12 protein-coding genes are annotated in these 19,762 nt (G+C 65.1%); 3 read left to right on the top strand and 9 right to left on the bottom strand.

What is annotated here, in order from left to right; translation table 11 throughout:
- The first annotated feature begins 92 nt into the window (after positions 1-92).
- The 3 genes from ACAX67_RS11140 to ACAX67_RS11130 are packed head-to-tail and all read left to right on the top strand — an operon-like array spanning position 93 to position 8,379.
- On the top strand, positions 93-7,430 hold the full coding sequence (locus tag ACAX67_RS11140; RefSeq protein WP_370703916.1) for an RHS repeat-associated core domain-containing protein: 7,338 nt from the start codon (positions 93-95) through the stop codon (positions 7,428-7,430).
- 11 nt (positions 7,431-7,441) lie between these two features.
- The gene (locus ACAX67_RS11135) at positions 7,442-7,831 is read left to right on the top strand and encodes a hypothetical protein (protein WP_370703915.1); all 390 of its coding nucleotides are present in this window, start codon (positions 7,442-7,444) and stop codon (positions 7,829-7,831) included.
- Positions 7,828-8,379, top strand: coding sequence for an RNA 2'-phosphotransferase (locus ACAX67_RS11130; protein WP_370703914.1), 552 nt, complete (start codon positions 7,828-7,830; stop codon positions 8,377-8,379). Before ACAX67_RS11135 ends, ACAX67_RS11130 begins: the two co-directional genes overlap by 4 nt.
- Before the next feature lie 1,581 nt (positions 8,380-9,960).
- On the opposite strand, the gene ACAX67_RS11125 is transcribed toward ACAX67_RS11130, so the two are convergent.
- The 9 genes from ACAX67_RS11125 to ACAX67_RS11085 form a co-directional block, all read right to left on the bottom strand.
- Positions 9,961-10,239 carry a hypothetical protein gene (locus tag ACAX67_RS11125; RefSeq protein ID WP_370703913.1) on the bottom strand — a complete coding sequence of 93 codons (279 nt, stop codon included), beginning with the start codon at positions 10,237-10,239 and terminating at the stop codon, positions 9,961-9,963.
- A 474-nt stretch (positions 10,240-10,713) separates the two neighbouring features.
- Entirely contained in the window at positions 10,714-11,586 is an 873-nt protein-coding gene (locus tag ACAX67_RS11120) for a hypothetical protein (RefSeq protein ID WP_370703912.1), read from the bottom strand.
- A gap of 761 nt (positions 11,587-12,347) precedes the next feature.
- Entirely contained in the window at positions 12,348-13,748 is a 1,401-nt protein-coding gene (locus tag ACAX67_RS11115; RefSeq protein WP_370703911.1) for a hypothetical protein, read from the bottom strand.
- 595 nt (positions 13,749-14,343) lie between these two features.
- Positions 14,344-14,886, bottom strand: coding sequence for a toll/interleukin-1 receptor domain-containing protein (locus tag ACAX67_RS11110; protein ID WP_370703910.1), 543 nt, complete (start codon positions 14,884-14,886; stop codon positions 14,344-14,346).
- Positions 14,887-14,908: 22 nt separating this feature from the next.
- Positions 14,909-15,481, bottom strand: a complete 573-nt coding sequence (locus ACAX67_RS11105; protein ID WP_370703909.1) for a hypothetical protein — start codon at positions 15,479-15,481, stop codon at positions 14,909-14,911.
- Positions 15,474-15,917, bottom strand: coding sequence for an HIT family protein (locus ACAX67_RS11100; protein ID WP_370703908.1), 444 nt, complete (start codon positions 15,915-15,917; stop codon positions 15,474-15,476). The genes ACAX67_RS11105 and ACAX67_RS11100 overlap by 8 nt, the downstream gene beginning before the upstream one ends.
- 14 nt (positions 15,918-15,931) lie before the next feature.
- A complete protein-coding gene (locus ACAX67_RS11095; RefSeq protein WP_370703907.1) occupies positions 15,932-16,414 on the bottom strand; it encodes a TIR domain-containing protein in 483 nt (160 codons plus the stop codon).
- A 653-nt stretch (positions 16,415-17,067) separates the two neighbouring features.
- On the bottom strand, positions 17,068-17,388 hold the full coding sequence (locus ACAX67_RS11090; protein ID WP_370703906.1) for a hypothetical protein: 321 nt from the start codon (positions 17,386-17,388) through the stop codon (positions 17,068-17,070).
- A 932-nt stretch (positions 17,389-18,320) separates the two neighbouring features.
- Entirely contained in the window at positions 18,321-19,733 is a 1,413-nt protein-coding gene (locus ACAX67_RS11085; RefSeq protein ID WP_370703905.1) for an ATP-binding protein, read from the bottom strand.
- Positions 19,734-19,762: the final 29 nt, after the last annotated feature.

The raw sequence follows: 19,762 nt of genomic DNA, 5'->3' as shown, positions 1-19,762 counted from the left end.
GTGGGAAGTCAGGAGATTTTCAGATTCCGCTGCGGTTTCCGTAGCGGCTGGGTAAAGGTGTGGACCTTGATTTCGGCTCGGGGAGGGTTCGGATGCGTCGTCAGTTGGTTGGTGCGCTCGCGCTGGTGGTGGTCGGTGCTGGCTTGTCGCTGGTGCCCGGGGCCCCGGGGCTGGTCGCGTCGGCGTCGGCTGCGGCGTCGTTGGATCGACCGAACCCGGACGTGCCGGAAGCGGTGGGTGTGCCGATCCAAGAACTTCCTGCGGCCGAGGACCCGACAGCCGCCGTTGACGGGCTTGCTGATGAACTGAGCGATGTGCCGGCTGACACTGTCGGACAAATCGAGGCTGACCCGTCGTGGACTGATGTGCCGCAGCTGCCGGTGGAGGTGCGGGTTCCTGACGGGGTCATGACCGAGCAGCCCGCCGATGACGCGCCTCCCTCGGATGGGGCCTCGGACAGTTCTTCAGAGGAGCCTTCCGATGAGGCACCGACCGATCAGCCTTCTGATGGGCCATCTGCCGTCGCCACCGGTGACCCGAGCGAAGACGGTTCTAACCCGAATAGTCCGCCGAGCGCCACCGATACCGATACCGACGCTGACGACGTGGTGGGCGAGCCTGAGGTTGAAATCACCTGGGACCGCGCTGACGACTTGTCCGATGGCGTAGTGCTGCTATCGGTGGCACCTACTGCTGACCCCACTGGAGAGGTTGCCGGTGCCGGGGTGCGGGTGGACTACTCCAGCTTCGACAGCCTCTACGGGGCGGGCTGGTCTGACCGCCTGGTGATCCGTGCCTATCCGGCGTGCTACGCCACAACTCCGGAGCTGGCCGAGTGTGCGCAGAGCATCCAGATCCCTGCGGCGAACAACACTGCCGAGGACCTGCTTCGATTCACCACCATCAGCACTGAGGACCTTGCAACCGGTCTGGCCGCCATCGACGACTCGTCCTTGACGAGGTCGACCGACGGCGACCAGAACCAGGACGGATCCGACAGCGAGGACCCCGCAGCAGAGGATCCCACGGTCCAGGAGCCGGCTGACCTGGGTCAGGCGGGAGACGCGCTCCCGGCCCGCTTGTCGCTGTCAACGGATCCGGTCGGCGGTGTGGTGTACAGCTTGTCCTCGGCGCCCGGTGGGTATGGTCCGACGCCGGTGGCGCCGGCGGGGGAGTGGCAGGTCGGCCCGGGGTCGGGGGAATTCTCCTACTCCTACGGGTTCAAGGTTCCGCCGAGCGTGGGTGGTGCGGCACCCAGTTTGAGCATGGTGTACTCCTCGGCCGCGGTGGACGGGATGACCAAGGCCGAGAACGGCCAGGCGTCGCCTGCGGGTGTGGGTTGGAGCTTGGACCCGGGATACATCTCCCGGTCTTACGCCTCCTGCGGTGATGATCCCGCGTTCAACGACTCCAACAAAGACGACCTGTGCTGGCACACCGAAGACGGCAAAGTCGTCGATGAGCTAACACTGTCGCTGAACGGTCAGGTCGCGCGTCTGGTTCCGACCGGGGTCGGGGATCGATTCCGGCTGAAGTCGGACCCGGGGTGGCGCATCCAACGATTCAACGGCGTCAACGGGCCGTCGAACAGCTCCGTGGTCAACGCCGACAACGACGACGAAGGATTCAGGGTCAACACCCCGGACGGCACCCAGTACTGGTTCGGCTATGCGGATGCCGCGAATGCGGTTTGGACGGTGCCAGTGTTCGGCAACGACGCCGGTGAACCCTGCAATGCCGCGTCTGGCTCCAACTGCCCCCAGGCTTGGCGATGGAACTTGGACCGGGTCGTGGACCCGTCGGGCAATGTGATTACCTACAGCTACACGACCGAGTCCAACAAGTACTACCTCAACGGCAATTTTGCCGCGCCGACCTCTTATGTGAGCGGCGGGCTGTTGAACACCGTGGCGTACGGGTTCAAGTCTTCGGGAACCACCGCGCAGAAGACCCCGCACATGAAGGTGGTCTTCGACCACGGCAACCGCTGCACGCTCGAGCTGCAGGCCAACCCCGTGGCCTGCACGGGAACGAACAGCCCGACCGCGAACCACGACGCGTGGCCTGACGTACCCACCGACCTGATCTGCAACTCGCTGAACGATCCGGGGTGCGCGACGGGGCCGTCGTTCTTCACCACCCAGCGGTATTCAAAGGTCACCACCAGTGTTCGGCTTGCTGACGCCTCCTGGGACACCGTTGATGTCTACGACCTGACCTACAGCCTTCCCGACCCCGATGCTTCAGGTGCAGGCACCAGTCCCGCAGACTTGTGGCTGAAGTCGATCACCCGCACGGGGTACACCGGCGCCGGATCTCAATCGCTGCCCGATCTCACCTTCACCGGGGTCGCCAAACCGAACAAGGTCGTCGCCTCAGGGATCGAGGCGTTCGAGAAGTTCCGCATCGCTTCGGTGCGCAACGAGACCGGCGGTCGCCTCGACGTCACCTACGGACACGTAACCGGAAAAGCCTGCAGCACGGCGATCGTCAAGCCCAACGGCACCGACATCGAGCCTGACTCCATCACCGCCAGAACCCGTGAGTGTTTCGCCGAGCTAAGCCACAAGGCCGGCGATCGTTCGAAGACGGAGACCAGTTGGTACCACAAGTACGTGGTCACCAGGATGGCTGTTGGCGATGACACCCTAGGGCTGCGGATGGGGTCCACGACCACCCCAGGGGTGTCGTTGGGCAAGGTCGGTGTCTACGACTATGACTACCAGGGCTCACCGGCGTGGCGGTTTGCTGGTTCGAAGAACGTGCCGACCGACCTGGAGTCGTGGAGCGATTGGCGCGGCTACATGACCACGATCATCCACACGCGTGCCGCTACGAAGGATGGGACGCTGGTGGGTGACGGCACCACCGATGTGGCGCGGCAGAAGGTCACTCGGTTCCGGGGTATGAACCTCGCCCCCACGAGCGTCGCCCAGGTCGACAATCCTGCGTTGCCTCGCAACAAGGTGCACTTGGACACCGACGAGTTCGCTGATGACGGGACTAACGACACCACGACGGCGGAGCCGTTGGACCTCAACGACTTCGAGGGCCTGACCGCGGAGACGTCCGCCTTCAACGGCGACGGCAGCCTGATCGAGCGGACCTACACCGACTACGACCGCATCGTCACCGTCGGCGACGAGGAGAGCCCGGCCAACGAGGCCGCCCGCATGCGGGTCACCAAGACGGTTAAGACTCACACCGCGATCTACGACGAGGACGGTGACCTCGACGGTTCCCGTACGCACACGATCGACTACGGCTACTACCGCTACGACCCGCTGGTGACACCGCCCACAGGATGGCCCACCTCGCGGACAGACCCTCTCAACGGGGCGCTGCGCTCAGTGTGGGACCACGGCGACACCGGAACCGCCGACGACAAATGCGAGATGACCCGCTACCAGACCGATGCGACGGCCTGGATCCGCGTTCCGAATGAAAACAAGGGCTTCAAGGGCAACTGCCCGACCACCGACTCCAGCACCACGGCGATCGTCAGCCGCTCCACCGTGACTTACGACGACGGCACTACCCTGACCCGAGGTCTGCCGACCGCGACCGACACTTGGGTCACTCCGGCCGGCAACCCGACCACAGGCGTGAACGTCATCCACACCACCAGCGCCTACGACTCCTATGGCCGGGTGACCCAGACCGTCGGCCCCGGGGACACCGCCCATGAACTGACCACCCAGACTATGTACAACTGGGGAACAGACAGCCCCGAGGCGATCACCTCGATGCAGGTCACCCAGCAGAACGTGCTCAATCCTTCGCGGTCGAGCAGCGATATGGTCACGACCACCACCTTGGACCCTGGCCGCGGCCTACCGACTGAGGTCGTGGACGCTAACGGCGGGCACACCCAGATCAAGTACAACCCGCTGGGGCAGGCCACCGAGGTCTACACCCCCGACCAGACCGGCACCACCAACCCCTCGGTGCGCTACATCTACACCAACTCCAACACCTTCCCTTCCAGGATCCGCACCCAGACGCTGCGCAGCGTCAACACCTCCGGTGTCGGGACCTACGACGACTCCTACAGCTTCTACGACGGCTGGGGCCGCCAGGTCGAGACCCAGGTCCCCCAACCCGAGACCCCGACGAAACGGATTGTCACCGCCACCGGCTACGACGAACGTGGCCTGGCCCGGTACACGATGCCCGCCACCGACGGCGGCACCGGGTTCGCCACGGTCTTCGATGCGGACATGTCCACGGTGGTGCGCTACACCCAAACCAGCTTCGATGGCGCGGGTCGCCCGACCCTGTCTGAGGACAAGTCCTACACGAGCACGGTGGCGGACACCAGCAGCATGTACGGCGGTGACAAGACCACTGTCGACCCGCCTGTCGGCGGGAACACCCTCACCCTGCTGGATGTGTGGAACCGCCCCACTGCGGTGGAACTTCACGACACCGCCGATGTCACCGACACCCCCGACGACGCGGTCAGCTACACCTACAACACCCGCGGCGAGCTCGACCACGCCACCAAGACCATCGACGCCGCGTCCTACACGTGGTCGTACGGCTACGACATGGTCGGCCGCCAGATCTGGGCACTCGACCCCGACACCGGCCTGACCACCACCACCTACGACGACGCCGGGAACCCCCGCACCGTCACCACTGGTGAAATCGGCACCAAGGCCGACGCGCTCGACCTCACCACCAACGGCGCCTACCGGCCCATCGCCCTACACCCCACCTCGGTCATCACCACCAACTACGACCGGCTCAACCGAGCCACCAGCGTCGTTGACGAGACCGACCCCGACGACGACGCCCCACCGGTCCTAACGACCTGGACCTACGATGACCCCGCCGTCATCAACAGCGCCGGGCTGGTGACCAGCATCAGCCACGACGTCGACGACAGCATCCGTCCACCGACTATTCCGCTCGGCACCGCCCACACCCACCTCGCCAGCGTCAACGCCTACAACCCCGAGGGTCTGGCAACCTCGACCAGTGAAAGCTACGCGGGCTGGATCACCGACGAGAACGTCAACGGCACCATCACCCGCACCACCACCACGGCCTACAACGCTGGTGGGCAGCCCACCCAGATCGACTACCCCGCCGTCCCCGGACTACCAGCAGCCAGCATCGGCTACAGCTACACGACCGGCGCACGCCTGCGGACCATGCGGCTCATCGAAGCCAACCAACCCCCGCTTCGGCTTGCGCAGATCGCCTACAACAACATCGGCCGCACAGACACCCTCACCTCTGGTGAGTACACCGACACGACCCAAACCGCCACCCTGGTCAGTGGACTCACCCGGGCTTATGACTTCGCCGACGACACCGGATTGTTCGCCTACGTCGGCGCGACCGTGCAGCCACCCGCCAGCGGCGGCCAGACGCAGCCTTCAAAGCTGGGGCTGTCGCTGGCCTACGCCTACGACGGCGGCGGGAACCCCACGAGCATCGAGGGCTACGCCGAAACCACCAGCGACTTCGCTGACCACCCCGGATTCTGGTGTTACCACTACGACGGTCTCAACCGCCTGACCCACGCCCAAACCGGCGACGCCGCCGGCTGCCCTGATCCCGAAGCAGCACCCGGTGACGTGGTCGGCTACCTCAACACCACCCTCCCCAACCCGGTGTCGGCCACCTACGACCTGACCTACGGCCACCAGGGCGACCGGCTCACCAGGGTTACCGACAACCTCCACACCACGCTCCTCAGCTCGGATCCCCTCGAGGTCAACTACCTCACCGAGGACGCCAACGCCGACGACGCCGGGCTGCGACCCCACCACACCACCAAGCTGACCCACCAAGCGCTCGGCGCGAACTTCAACTGGCCCAACGCGATGCCCATCCCCGGCGTGATCGTCAACGACACTAACGGCCGCATCGAACACTGGTCACCCGACGAGTTCGCGGGCATCCTCAGCGGCCTGCTCAACAACACCGCCTACGCCTACACCTACAACCACCTCGGGCAACTGACCTACGCCCAAGCCGAACGCGGCATCAACGGCCTGTTCACCGACACCCAAGGTCAGGCCTACAACGCCGACGGCACCCGCTTCGCCCGCCGCGTCTTCAGCAGCGACCCCAACAAGGTCGGCCGCGAAGTCACCACCATCGATCTAGCCGACGACACGGAGATCACCAGAACCACGTTCCTCAACAAGACCGAGAGCGTCCGGTCCTTCACCACCCCCGACGGCACACCCATCGCCACTCAAACCACCACCAGTGCCAGCAACACCGCCGGCGGCACCAACCACGACGCCCAGTGGACGTGGCTCACCGCCGACGCCCAAAACAGCATCCGTCTTACCTACAACCAAGGCGCCAACGGAAACACCGCCGGCGACATCGCCCGGCCCACCTACTACCCCTACGGCGACCTCACCACAACGCAGGCCCCAGCGACCGGCAATCGGGCCGGATATCTCAATCACCCGCACGACCCCACCGGCGACATCCGCCTGGATCAACGCAACTACACGCCCAACCTCAACACCTTGGGCACCCCAGACCCCGTCCTCGACCCGGGGGATCCTCAGTCCTTCAACCCCTACACCTATGCACGCAACAACCCGATCTCTGGATCGGACCCCAGCGGCCTATACCGCAACGAGGTCGTGGATGCTGCATACGGACACGACTGCCCGTACACCTGTGCGTATGACTCAGACGAGTTCAGTCTCTATGGGGGCAACCAGGGAACCGGGCCCTACATTGATCCGGTCTCTGCAACAATCCGCGATCTCGCGCAGGAGTTTGCCGGCGGCGTCGCGTCGCTCGTAGTGAGTCCTGTACACATGTTCGAGGGAGCTGCCCTCGGTCTGTCAGGTGACCCGGTAACGCCAGGCGGGCGCGCACGGCAAGATCGCGGCGCCGAGCTCATCGAGCAAGGTGAGAATGAATTCACCCATGGTGCGGTGGTCGTCGCGCCATACCTGATTCCGCTTCCAGGCGGCCCTCTCGCGGCCCTACCAGGCCGTCTCGCGGCGAAGTTGGCCGCCCGCGGCCTCGCCAAAGACGGCCTGTTCGGAATCATGAGAGGCGCAGTAGGTAGAGCACTCACCCGATTTGCAGAAAGGAACGCCGCAAACGGCGTAGACATTGCCGGCGCGAGGTTCGCTCAGACAGCGGTCCGCGAGGGCTTCCAGAAGGGCGGCTTGTTCGAGGGCCGCACAATCAATGATGTCGCCGGAGACCTCCGCTCGGGAGCGCTCACGCCGAAGGACGTTCCGATCAATGTCGTCGTTCGCGATGGCAACACGCTGATTCTGAACACGCGGTCGGCGACTGCGCTGACGAGGGCCGGCGTCCCACGAAGCTCTTGGAACGTCCTCGACCGCACAGGCGACGACTTCTTCGAGGGGCTCCTCAACGAGCAACTCCGTCGCAACGGTCTCAATAGCAGCGGCTACGTGTTTTCGAACTGATGGCCGCCGCTATGGAGAAGAAGCCGCTCATCACCCTGCCCGTCGCGTCGACTGCGCTCGAAGATGATCCCGAGTTCGTCCATCCAGGGGGATCTGCAGAATTGCGCATTGAGTTCGAACGCGATGGTGTCCGCGTCCGCTCGGGGCTCCGCTTCAGTCGCGTTCGAGCCTTCAGGTTCCGTGCCGAAGGCCACTGCACCTCCTGGCACGTGCAGGGGGCCTACGACACTGTCGTCGAAGTTGAGCCCTCGTCCTGGCTTGCCGAACTCCTCGACGCTGAGGCGAGCGAGACCTGGGGCCGCTGGAAGATCCGACACTTCCTGATCTACCTCGACGGCGCAGGCGCGTACGAGGTCGCTGCCGAGGACGTCTCAATGCTGGCGGAAGAAGCTGCCTCGTGACATTGAATGATGCGGAACTGAGCCGGGCTGTCTCTCACGCTTTGCGTCACGAGCCCTGGCTTTACGAGCTCGAGATGGACGAAGAGGGTTGGGCGCCGGTTGACCAGCTACTTACGTCACTTCGTGAGAGGGGCGGCTCCTGGGGGTCGGTTGACGGCGACGGGCTTGAGCGGATGATCACGAACAGCAAGAAGCGGCGTCACGAGCTCGATGGTGATCGCATCCGAGCGCTCTACGGCCACTCTGTGCCCGGCCGTATCCAGCGACGTCCGGCGTCGCCGCCCCAGCTGCTATTCCATGGAACCGCGCCGGAGACCTGGAAAGTCATCCAGTCTGATGGGCTACGCCCGATGCGGCGCCAGTTCGTTCACCTTTCGGTGGACCGCGAGACCGCAGTCAAGGTGGGTCGACGCAAGAGCGCTAGTCCGGTGCTGCTGGTTGTCGACGCTGCGGCAGCCGCCTCGGACGGGACGACGTTCTTTGAAGGCAACGAGTTGGTGTGGCTCGCCGACTGCGTGCCCGCCCGGCACGTGCGCGCCGCTGATTAGTCAGCTGGCTTGGGCGATAACGGCGTAGGTGGGTGACGTGGACGCCGACGGCGCCGGCGAGGGTCTGCTGGCTCGTGCCGGGCTGCTTGAGGACAGCGGCGAGGCGGTGGGCGAAGTCCATGGCGGCGAGCCGCTCCAGCCGGGTGGTGACGGGGCGGGTGTCCGTTGTCGTGCGCTCGTCTGCTGGCATGATGTCGCGCAGGGGGAGATTCGCGCCATCGAGTTCCTTCTCGCAGTTGGCGAACCTGGTGATTTCTTGACGCAGGACGCCCCCGTAAGCGCGCGTCGGGACTGTCGAGGGAACCGGTACTATGCGGAGCTCGGTTGTGCCGGGTGAAAAGCTCGACGAACTGGTCCAGTTCGCTGCGGAGATCGGCATACAGGAGAACGGCCGGGGAGGGCAACCGTGATTCTTGGTCGAACACGACGCGAGCCTGGAGGAGTTCTGCAGCTCGGGTCGCTGCCGTTCCTGCTGGTCGGTCGCAACGCGCACATGGTCTGGGCGGTAGTCATGAGCCACGTTAGTCCGGGCGTGCCGACGACAGGACGGACGTGTGCCCGTGCCCAGCGAAGCCACGCGTCCCGTCTTGACCACTCGGGCGCATCGCGTTCCTTCAGCGGCTCTGGACTCTCAGCCCGCCCTCGGACTTCTTGTGTCAGTTCCTTGGCCTTGAGGTCGTTCGCGGGCATCGGCTCAAAGTGGACGCAGGTGACCTGCGGCTCGTCGAGCCGCTTCACACTAGGCTGGGTCGAACAGGCAGGTGCCCTAGCGAGCGGTGACCGGCCCGCTAGGTCGTCGCCAGTCGTAGGCGTCGCGTCACTGATGACGGCGAACCGATCCAGCACACCTCCTCAGTCAGCTCGACGAGCTCACGGGCGAGGTCGCGGCCGCGAGACGTCCTTGGCGAATGCGGCAGCGTCGACCGGTGCGGTGAAGAGCGCGGCGAGGTGCCACTCGAGGTTCTCCTCGTAGAAGGTGACCACCCAAGCGGGTACGAGGTAGCCGGTGGCGTCGAAGACGTTCTGGGTCGTTGTAGTAGATGGCGCAGAAGTCGCGGAGGTCGACGACGTCTCCCGGATTGAGTGGGAGGAGTTCGTTCGCCGGCCTCGTTCCAGCCAGCGAGCCGAATCCCTCGAGCGCGTGGTTGCTGAGGGGATGGTCCCAGTCCCAGGACCGTTCGTCGGCTTGTTCGGTGTCCCAATGGGCCTGGCAGGCGGCGCTGCACGCCACGAACTGACCGCTCAGGTCGTATCGCTCACCGGTGCACGGGTCGAGCGGTTCGGTCATGCCCGGAGTCGTGACGTACAGCATGAAGAGATCCGTTCCGGTAAGGATGCTGGCTACTCGACACGGTGCTGTTCCGGGGCCGTCTGTCACGAAGGTGCCGGGGAGGTCTCTCGTGGGCAGCCAGCGCGCGTGACCGCGGCGGATGCGCTTGCGCAACTAGCGGGCTGTTGGCGCTGCGTAGGCGTGGGGGCGGGCAGCGAGCTTGCTCGCCGACGGCCACTGCCGGGCCTCCAGAGGTGGCGCAGTGCCTCGCGCCCGTGAGGAGCCGAGGGTCTGCCGGGGCGACGGGGACGTCAGGCCAGGTTGTCGACGATCGAGTCGAGGGTTGCGCCGTCGGCGGCGGAACCCCGCACGACCAAGTAGACGCGACCCGAGGGGGCACCTTCAACCAGGCGTGCCTCCAAGGAACTGACCGCTGCAGCGACGCGGAACACTTGGAGGTTCTCTGGTCCGGGGTCGGGCTCGAGCTCGTGCGGTACGTTCGCTGTCTTTGCTTCGAAGACGACCGCCTTGTCGAGCGGGGCGGCGGCGATGCAGGTGCTGTCGATGTCCTGCAACCGCACGACGGTCACCGGGGCAGACAATGGGGGAATCGAGGCGCAGTTGTCTGCGTGCACGCTCGGCCATCCTGGTGGGGGAGGGTCGGAGGACACCGCGGGTTGTGTAGCAGGTGAGTCCGACTTGCGGCTGACTGCGCTTGAGGAATCATCCGATGCTGCTGCCGGATCGTTGGCCGTCGCGCCGCATCCGGATACGAGCATCAGGACTGCTGTGGCCAGCATGCAGGTCGCTGCGATGTGCTTAGGCAAGCTGACCGCCCCCGCCTTCTGACAGGGGGCGCGACGCAACGGTGAAGTCCAGCCAGCTGACGAGGCTGCTGGCCGGCGGGGCGTCCGTGGGTGTTGGTGCTGCGGTCGCGCTGGGGGCAGCTGCCTGAGATTGCTGGGCTCGAGTTGTGACCGCAAGGGCCGCGGCGACAGCAGGCATGCCCAACACCGTGCGTCGTGCGAGTCGGCGGTGGTTAGAGAGTTTCATGCGGTCCTCCGTCATGTGACGACAATTTTACGCTCGCCGGGAGGCGAGTAGAACGTGTCGACAATCTCGTTGTAGTTGTAGTGGAAACCGGCCTTGGAGAATTCTCTGTCGGCGTTGGCCACATTGGGGATGTAGTTGCCGCTGGCGTCTTTGTTGGTGGCTGGTAGGCCTCCTTGTTTCTGGCACCACCGCGAGGCGCCTGAGTCGTTCAGGCTCTTGCGGTAGAAGTGAAAGTCCCACAACTCCAGCCCGTCGATCACGCGAGTCACCTTGCCGAGAACGCCGATGGTGCGGATGCTCGACCCGGTGCAGGTCAGTTTCCAACCGTCAGCTTGCATCGAGTTCGTGAAGCGGGCGTGGCTGGGCTGGTCCGTGTAGTCGACGGTCAGGCCTGCGGTGAGCGAACTGCCGCCCTGCTTACCAGGCGTCGCGAAATGGTTCGCGGCGTAATTCGCTCCGTAGCAATAGCAGTTGTTGTCTTCTTGGCGGAACCCGTTCCACCAGCTGAAGTTGTCCCAGCTGGTGTAGTACAGGCTGCAGACGCCGGTTCGGGGCTCGATTTCGTCGCGTCCGTCGGGGTCGGAGCTGGGATCCTCGATCAGGGCCGTGGTTTGAGATTGCAGGAGTCCTGCGTCTGGCTCCAGCTCGGGCAGGGAGGAGGTCTTGAAGACTCGGGGGATGCCGGCGGCCGCGAAGGCAGCGGCGTCGTCCCCGGTCGCCTCGATCACGTACTCGTGCACGTCAGGTCCGGTGACGCGGAGCCCGGTGCTGCCTCTTGCTCGATCGGCCTTGAGCCGTTTCATCAACTCGCGCGCTTCGCTTTCGTTGAGCGTCCACGTTGGATTAGGCAATCCCGAGAAGATCGGCCATGTCACTTTGATCATTCACAACTCCAGTCAGTTGGACCGCTTCGTTGGCGACCTTCGAGTTGAGAAGAGTGCCACTGGCGCGCTGCCCTGTCTGACGATTGCAAGAAATTTGCCAAGTTTCCCTTGACGGCCGAGACGATGTGATCAGCGTCGAAGGATGCATCAATCCGGTCAACAGGGTGCGGGCGCGGCGCTCGGGACGGAGGGGTGGTGCCGTGCGGCACATGGGGCGTGAAAGAAGTGGACGCAGGCGCACCAGATTGCAGCCGAGTTCCTGATGCCCGCGGCCGACATCCGAGCAGAACTGCCGAGCCGAGCCGACTGGGCCTCGCTCCTCGCGCTCAGAGCACTCGATGACGGCCTGCAGGATGAGATTCGATCGCTACCAGGAACGGGCTAGCTGTGTGGCAGCTTCGGAGCCCGTTCGGCCGGAACTGTCCGAGGTCGCTTCGGCGCGGCAATCAGGTGAGAGGTCCGGCGTCCTGGCACGCGAGCGACGCCGAGCCTCGATCGACTTCCGGTCGACCCAGCCTGGGTGGACCGAGTCCCGGCGCCGGTCTCGCTGATTGCGCGCGGTGCGATACGCACGACAGTTGGTCTCACGGCCGGCCAGTTTGGACCGACCCCAGCGCTGACGAACGCGCAGTGCAACGCCGCAGCGGCGGCTCGTTTCGCCTTCCTTGGCACGCTGTGGCACACCTCGCCGCCTCGAGAGCTGGCCGTGTAAGGCGGCGAACAAACGTTCGATAACCGATTTCGGGTCGACGCCCGGTGTGTCAACTGGTCCTGACAACCGTCTCCACCCTGTCGAACAGCACGTAGTGACGCTGCAACACCCCGCGCACGTCGCGCTGGGTGAGGCCATGCAGACCGCTGGCGATACTGCCCGCGACGCTACCCGCAGCGCCGAGCGCAACTCCACTCAAGCCATCCAGCACGCCCCCGACGGCGCCACCGAGCGCTCCAGCCGCGAATCCCACATATCCCGGGGTTGCCGGCGTCAGGTTACGAGCCTCGTCAGTTAGCCCGCGCCGCGCTACCTGCAAGGTCTCGGCGATCAACGCCGCCACGTCGACGCCGTCACCCAGCTCGGCTCGAGCTGAATGCGCTCGGTCCAGGCCAAGGCTGAGGTCGGTGCGCCACTGTTCGAAGGCATCGCTGAGCCGGCGGATCTTCACCACGTCGCTGACTGCCAAGCCGTCCAACCGAGGGACCGCGGTGGCAGCCAGTTCGTCAATCCGCTGCCTCGCGACGGGATCGTCGGTGCCCAGGTAAAGCAGTTGGGCGTGCAACCTCGAGTTGCACATCACGTCGGGGCGCCAGCCTAGAAGGCTCACGTCCTCGAGCGCGGAGGCAACTATCTGCACGGTGTTGTCGATGACGGCAGAGGGCCTCAGAGACGCGACGACATCAACAAAGATGCGGAGCATCTCCACGTCAGCCTCGGCAGTCTCCTCGACCAGGTCCATCGACGGAGCCCGGTCGCCGGAACGTATGCGCTTCCACAACTCGCGTAGAGACGGCTTCAGGCCGTCGATGTAGTTGGCCTCGAACGCGTCCCACACGTCGTCGACGCTCAACGGACCCGCGGCCAGCGACGATCGCATCCTCTGCGCCAGGCCTGTTTGACGACGGTCCTCGGTTGGCACGAAGTAGGTCTCCACTACGCCCTCGTCGAGCAACTCCGAGACCTCCACCATTGAAGTCAGCGCCGCCTCGACGAACAGGCGGGCGTATTCCTTGGTGGCATTCGGCGTCAGATGGTAGAGCTCCGAAGCCATCGCCAACGGGTCCTCCAATACAAGGCCGTGGCAATACAGCAGGGCCCGCAGCACGCCCGAAGAAAAGGTGTTCGCGCCGACGTCGCGTGGAGTCATCGCCGACATGATGTTGACGCCAAGTGGACCGCCGCCACCGGTCATGGAGTTCGCGCCACGTGACAGAAGGGCAGCCCTGGCATTCACCAGCGGCCGCAACTGGTTACTCGGCCGGGACTCGGCCTGACCATCGACTGGCGCACCAGGCCCTGACAACTGACGCAGCCCGACAAAGGACAGCCCAACGATCTCTTCGACCAAGAGGCCAAGTTCGCCCAGCGGCAGCGCCGTCACCGCACGTATCAGGTCCGGCCCATCGGTGCCGCAGAACTCCCGGCAACTGGTGAGTGCTGAGTCCACAACCACCCTCACAAACTAGCCCTGGCCAGACGTTGGCAGCGGAAAGACGCTTGCGCTCGGCTCCCGCAAGAACTCGGTTGCTGTCACGGAGGGGACGAAAGGCTAGGGCTTGGCCTTCGGTCCAGGCTCTTCCTGATTCGACGGAGGGGTGACGCCGTCCGACATCTCGTCGAGGAACGGCTGCATTCGATCTAGCAAGATCTGTTGTCGCCACTCGACCATAGGTTCCCACGCGAAGCTCCAGACAAGCAGCAGGCCGAGGCTGCCAAGCAGCGACTTGCGCACACGCTGGCTAGCGCTGAGTCGCCAGACCCACGATTGCCACTCCATAAAGCCTCCTTGCTTGGGTGAGCGCCCAGCCTCGCCGAGACCTCCGACACATCCCCCGCCACTGCTGTGGAGTCAGCTCGGGGCGCGCCCACTCGACTGGCCGCCCACACGGCGGACTGACGCACAAGGTCGAACCCGACCCCAGGTCCCACGGACCGAGCGTCGGTCTTGAAGCCCGACATTCGGTGTCGCGCTAGGCGCGCTGCCCAGCCATTGGGGCGTCGCCGCGCCAAGAGCCAGCGACGGTTGTTGCTGGCTGCCTCACCTATCGGGTGGGAAGGCTGGCGACGGCAATGCGGCGGTCGTTGTAGGTCGCGGCCAGGTACTCGCTCTGGAGATAGCTCTCTTCGAAGACCGGATATAGCCCGAGATACTCCTGGCCAGCGAAGGTTCCTCCGGCGGAGTCCTCCACCGGGATGATGCCGACGCGCTGTTCGCCCTTGTGGCCGTCGAAGTAGCCGAGTTCCCACGGCATCCATTTGGAGTTGCTGGCGGCGCGCGTAGTGACGTACAGGAGTGATGAAGAAACGTTCATCCGGCTTCGAAGGACTCGCGCGGTGGCCGGCGTGACGTGGGTGCGATCGAGAAGTTGGTCATCGATCCAGTCGACGTAGACGGACTTGCCCATGCGGATGAGGCGTCCGCGGATGGCGAGGACGAGTCGCTGGTCCTGGACCGAGTGGCTCAGGAAGTAGTCGTATGACGGTCGTGCCGCGGTCTTGCGCAGCATCGTTGTCGCGTCTGTAGCGCTGTAGGCGCCCATGGTGCGTGCCTCGTCTATGAGCTGAGCACTGCGCAGGTATGCCATGTGGGCTGTTCCTCTTCGGGGGTTAGGGGGGCGGCGGCTGAAGGGTCTGCGGTTCTGTCGGCTTTCGATGCTGCTGCGGTGGCGCCGCCTTCGGACCCTCGTTGAAACCGTGGTCGTGATGGTGGTAGCGGGGAACCTGGTCATCAGCTGGGTTCGCTGGCCCCACCAGTGCGCCGATGAGTGCTGCGGCGACGCCTGCGAGGGCGAACGCGCCGTAGAACCCGACCACAGACCACGACAGGTACGTCTTTGACCGCGAGCAGACGTCGTTCGTGAACCTGTCCTTCTTCATGTCGTACAGCGGCACGCCGTCTCGAGCTGCGGCCTCGAACAGCTTGATGAACAGGTGCTCTTGATGGAGGTAGTTCATGTTCACGACGGACAGCGCGATGACAACCACCAGCCCGATGACGCTGAGGTACCACATCCCGTTGAGGGCAGAGACTCCGAACGCGGCGCCGGCAACGGTGATTGTCCACCGCTTCGTTTCGGCTCCGGAGTCGGCCATCCGTCCGATGACGGCCTGAATCATGTCGAGGTGGTGGCGGCGGTCTTCGGCGGAGCGCGGTGGTGCTGCTGCGGGTTCGCTAGTCATCGTCCAGACCTGCGCTGATGTGGGCTGCGAGTCGGCCGGCAACCCTGACACGATCGGCGTCGGGTACAGCTGAGCCAATTGGCCAGAACGGCGCGATGTCGTCATTGGAGTAGCGCGGAACGACGTGAACGTGCAGGTGGAAAACCGTCTGCGTGGCGGCCTCGCCGTTCGACTGGATGACGTTCAGGCCGTCCAACTGAAACGCGGCCTTCGCTGCCCGGGCCGTACGGATAGTGATGCGGGACACGGCTTCAGCAGTCCGGGCGTCGAGCGACCAAATGTCGGGGACGTGCTCCGTCGGAACGACGAGCACGTGCCCGAGGGTCGCTGGTTCGTCGGGCAGGAAGACGATCACGTTGTCGTCGCGGTAGGCGACGTCGGCTGTCGCGGTTCCGTCGACGATGTTGCAGAACGGGCAGGCAGAGTCTGCGGTCATCCCTTGAGTCTGACCTAGTTTCGCTTCGGGGCCTGGCTGAGCCATGTGGCCAGATTCTTCGAGATGCTGGCGTGCACGTCGGTGCTGGCTGCGCCGATCGGCGTGTGCAGCGGGATGTAGTCGCTGAGGCTCTTGCCGTTGTCGAGCTTGATGTTCGCGAACGGGTCGGCACCAGCGCTGCTGGTCTTCTTCTCGGAGTTCTGGAGTCCATGGATGCGGATTCCGAGCAGCTTCTTGCGTTCGTTCCAGGCCTTCACGATCTCGTACCGGACCCAGGGCCGAGATGCAGTGTTTGATCCAACAAGGACCAGGACAGTCGAGCGATCGGCCATCTGCGTGTCAATCCAGTTCTGCACGGCCTTGTCGCTGGTTCGCTTCAGACTCTCCCAGGCTTGAGCGTCCATCAGCGGCTGGCCCTCAATAACACCCATGTTGAGGACCTGCTGAACGCGCCAGTAGTCGTCCTTGTAGTAGAAGCTGGTAAACAGCTTGGTCACGAGTATCTCCTTCGGTCGATGATCGAACGTATGAGCGAATGCCGTCGGTTGTCAAGGAGTGCCGGACACATCTTCGTCAGTTTGCCAGGCGAGAGTGAAAGCCAGTCCTTTGTGCTGGCCGCTTCGGTGCCCGCTGCAGAGAGCGAGTGACACCCCTTCACTGCTTCAGGCGCGACCCTCTGGTCGGTGATCGTGCCGCGTCAACGCGCGCGGGGTGGGGCGCTGAGAGTGACACCTAGGTTGGGTGGCCGCGGGGTCCAGCGCGTGGGGCGTGGTTTCAGCACGTGTCGCCCGGTCCGGCAACCGATGGCAGCAGAATGAACCAAACGGCAGCAGAGCCGATGTTGAGGTCCCGGTTGACCTCGCCACATGTGGGGCAGGGTTCGCTGGTCTCCGTGCGCTGATGCGGCCTTCGTCAGCGTCCTGGGTTTTGCCCGGGACAGCCCTGGGGGAGGTCGGCGGCGGCTGTGCCGCCTAACTCGAGGATGCTGGAGCGTGGGGCGCGTCGCCGTGGGCGGCTATGGTCATCCTCCTGTCTCGCGGTGACGCGACCTGTCAGCGGCAGTCCCACCGAGGCGCCATGGCACGGGGGCGATGTGACGAACCCACCCCATGCAAGCAGCCGGGAGCGGTCGGGCTGGTTAGACCACGATTCACCGGTGCCGGGCGGGCGGCAGCGGTGCGCAACAACCGGTGTGGTTCAGAAGGAGGGGGAAGCCGCGAGCCCAGTCGCCGAACAATAGCGACTCGGGGGCCTCCAGGTAGCCGGTGAGGACCTGTTCGTGGGTGAAGGTGAGACCGAGGTAGGCACAGCCGGTGTTCTCTGGCCAGGTGGGGTCGTGGACGACTCCTTCGGGTGATTCGATCCAGGCGTGCTCCAGCAGCAGGTCGAGCTTCGGGTCGTAGGCGTAGCCCTCCGTGTACCTGTAGCGCTCCCACCGCGGGTCGGTGACGACCTTCGTGACGACACGCAACGCGTTTCCGAAACACTCACCGACTGGTCCGCGCGGCATCCACGACGGGCAGCCACCGGGCTGCTTGGCTCTGGCTTGATGTGAGGACAGGACAACGGCTGGTGAGGGCAACCGTGATTGCTGGTCGAACACGACGCGCGCCTGGAGGAGCTCTGCAGCTCGGGTCGCGGCGTCCCCGCCGTTCCTGCTGGTCGGTCGCAACCCGCGCATGGTGTGGTCGATAGTCATGGGCCCGACGGTGCCGGGGCACGCCGTCTGCGCAAACGTCTTCTCCGACCGTCCGCTTCAGTCGGGTGGAGTGGCAACTTCTCAGATCTGGGCATTGACCCAGGATGGCCAAGACATCTGTCAGAGCCGAGGGCGTCCCCGCTGCTGGCGGTCGCTGAAACAACCCGACGTTAACGAGCGTTCCGACGGCAGGACGGATGTGTGCCCGTGACCAGCGAAGCCACGCGTCCCGTCTTGACCACTCGGGCGCATCGCATTCCTTCAGCGGCTCTGGACGCAGCCTGCCCTCGGATCTCTTGGCCCAGTTCGATCGTTTTGAGGTCGTTCGCGCACATCGGCATCCAACGCCGGGGTACGAGGCGGGCGGGTGCACGGTCAGGGGATGGCCAGTTCAGGGGTGTTGCACGGGCTGGGCGCCGCTGCCCGACCGGCCAGAGCGCGCAGGCCGCAGGGCCGCGTTCCGGCTACCTGGGAGGAGGCTGCGCCGGCTTCGCGTGGGACCGGGACCAGTGCAGTGCCCGGGCCCGCGAGCGGTGGGGGTTCGTGTTCGCGAACGGGGCTCGTCTCGCTCGAGGCCGACTTGGCCGCGCCGCGTGGAGGACGCTTGGGCGCATCGGGTGCGGGTCGAGCTGGGGTGCGGAGGGTCGCTTGCTGCACGGCTGCTGTCGCTGGCGCCGAGGTACCCCCGAGGACTCAGTGAAGCCTCACCAACCATCCAGCAGGTCACTGGGCGTCAACACGCGCAGCCCATTGAGTTCCTCGGCGGCATACCCCGCGCGGCTGACCACGATCAGCGCCGTCGCGTCGTCGGCTCCGGGCAGTTGGCCCCGATGAGTGATCAACCTGACCAGGTCACGGGAGCCGAACGGGCCGTCGAGCCACTTGATCGAGCCCACCGCGAAGATTGACTTCGCCACCGGCTCGCGGTCGGCGATCACCAAGTCGATCTCTGGATCGTTGGTGCGGGTCCAGTAGCCCCCGACCACGCCCGAGGCGCCGTCTGGCCCGAGGCCAAGTGTGAGCCTTTCGACCGACTCTCGGATCACCGGTTCGACGGCGCGGCCACGCCAGCTCGACCACGACGCCTGGACGCGTGCCAGGACTGTCTCGCCGCGTCCGCGCTCGATCAGGCCCATGTTGGGTTCCAGGAAGGTCAGCCAGAACCGCAGGTAGGGATCCGCCACCCGGTATCGGGTCTCCCGTGACGGCTTGGCCGACAACGGTCGTTCTGCCGCGATCAGTCGTTTGGTCGTGAGGATGTCGGTGGCGCGCGTCAAGGCCGCAGCGGTCAGGTCCGCCCGCTTCGTGATGGTGGTGAAGGTCCTCTCGCCCGTGCCGCCGATCGTTGCCAGGACTTCGCGGGCCTGGGCTTCGGTGGGGAACTCCGCAGCGAGCGCCCGTTCTGCGGAGACAGTCAGCGCCGAGGTCGGGTTGTTGAACGCCGTTTCGAGGTAGTCCCACATCGGCGTCCCGGTCGGCCACTCATCACAGATCAGAGGGAGGCCGCCGGTGATCAAGTAGGCGTCGAACGCCTCCGCTGCGTCCAGGTCGAGCATGTCGCCGACCTCGGCCGGCGACAGCGGCGGCACCACCATCTCGGTGGCGCGTTGGTGGAACGGCCGACCGTAGGAGTCCAACGTCTCCATCATTGCCAGGTCTGACCCGATCCCGACCAGCAGGACGCGGCGGCGCGACAGCTCACGGTCGAACGCCGCCTGCAAGGAGCCTTCGAACCCCGGGTCCTTCTCGATCAGGTAGGGCAGCTCGTCGAAAACGACGACGCACCCGTCGTCGCCGACCGCGGTCGCCAGCAACCGGAGGGCGGCATCCCACGAGCCCAGTTGTACGTCGCGGAACGTGCCAGCTCCGGGCAGGTTTGAGGCCGCGACCTCGTTCGCGAACAGCCGCAGCTCCTCCGCGACCGGCCGACCGGCCGCGGCGTAAAACAGATAGGGCAAGCCGGCGCGGCTGACAAACTCCTCCACCAGCCGCGACTTGCCGACGCGGCGACGGCCGCGGATGAGCACTGCGGCCCCCGGCTTGGGGTCACGTTTGGTGCGGACGCGGTTCAGCATCGAGTCCAAGGCACTCAACTGCGTCACTCGTCCGACGAACATGAGCCGGCCTCCTACTTACATCAACGATA

The sequence above is a fragment of the Nocardioides candidus genome, assembly GCF_041321175.1.
In the GTDB taxonomy this organism is placed as follows: Bacteria; Actinomycetota; Actinomycetes; order Propionibacteriales; family Nocardioidaceae; genus Nocardioides.
This window is presented reverse-complemented; position numbering and strand designations above follow the sequence as displayed.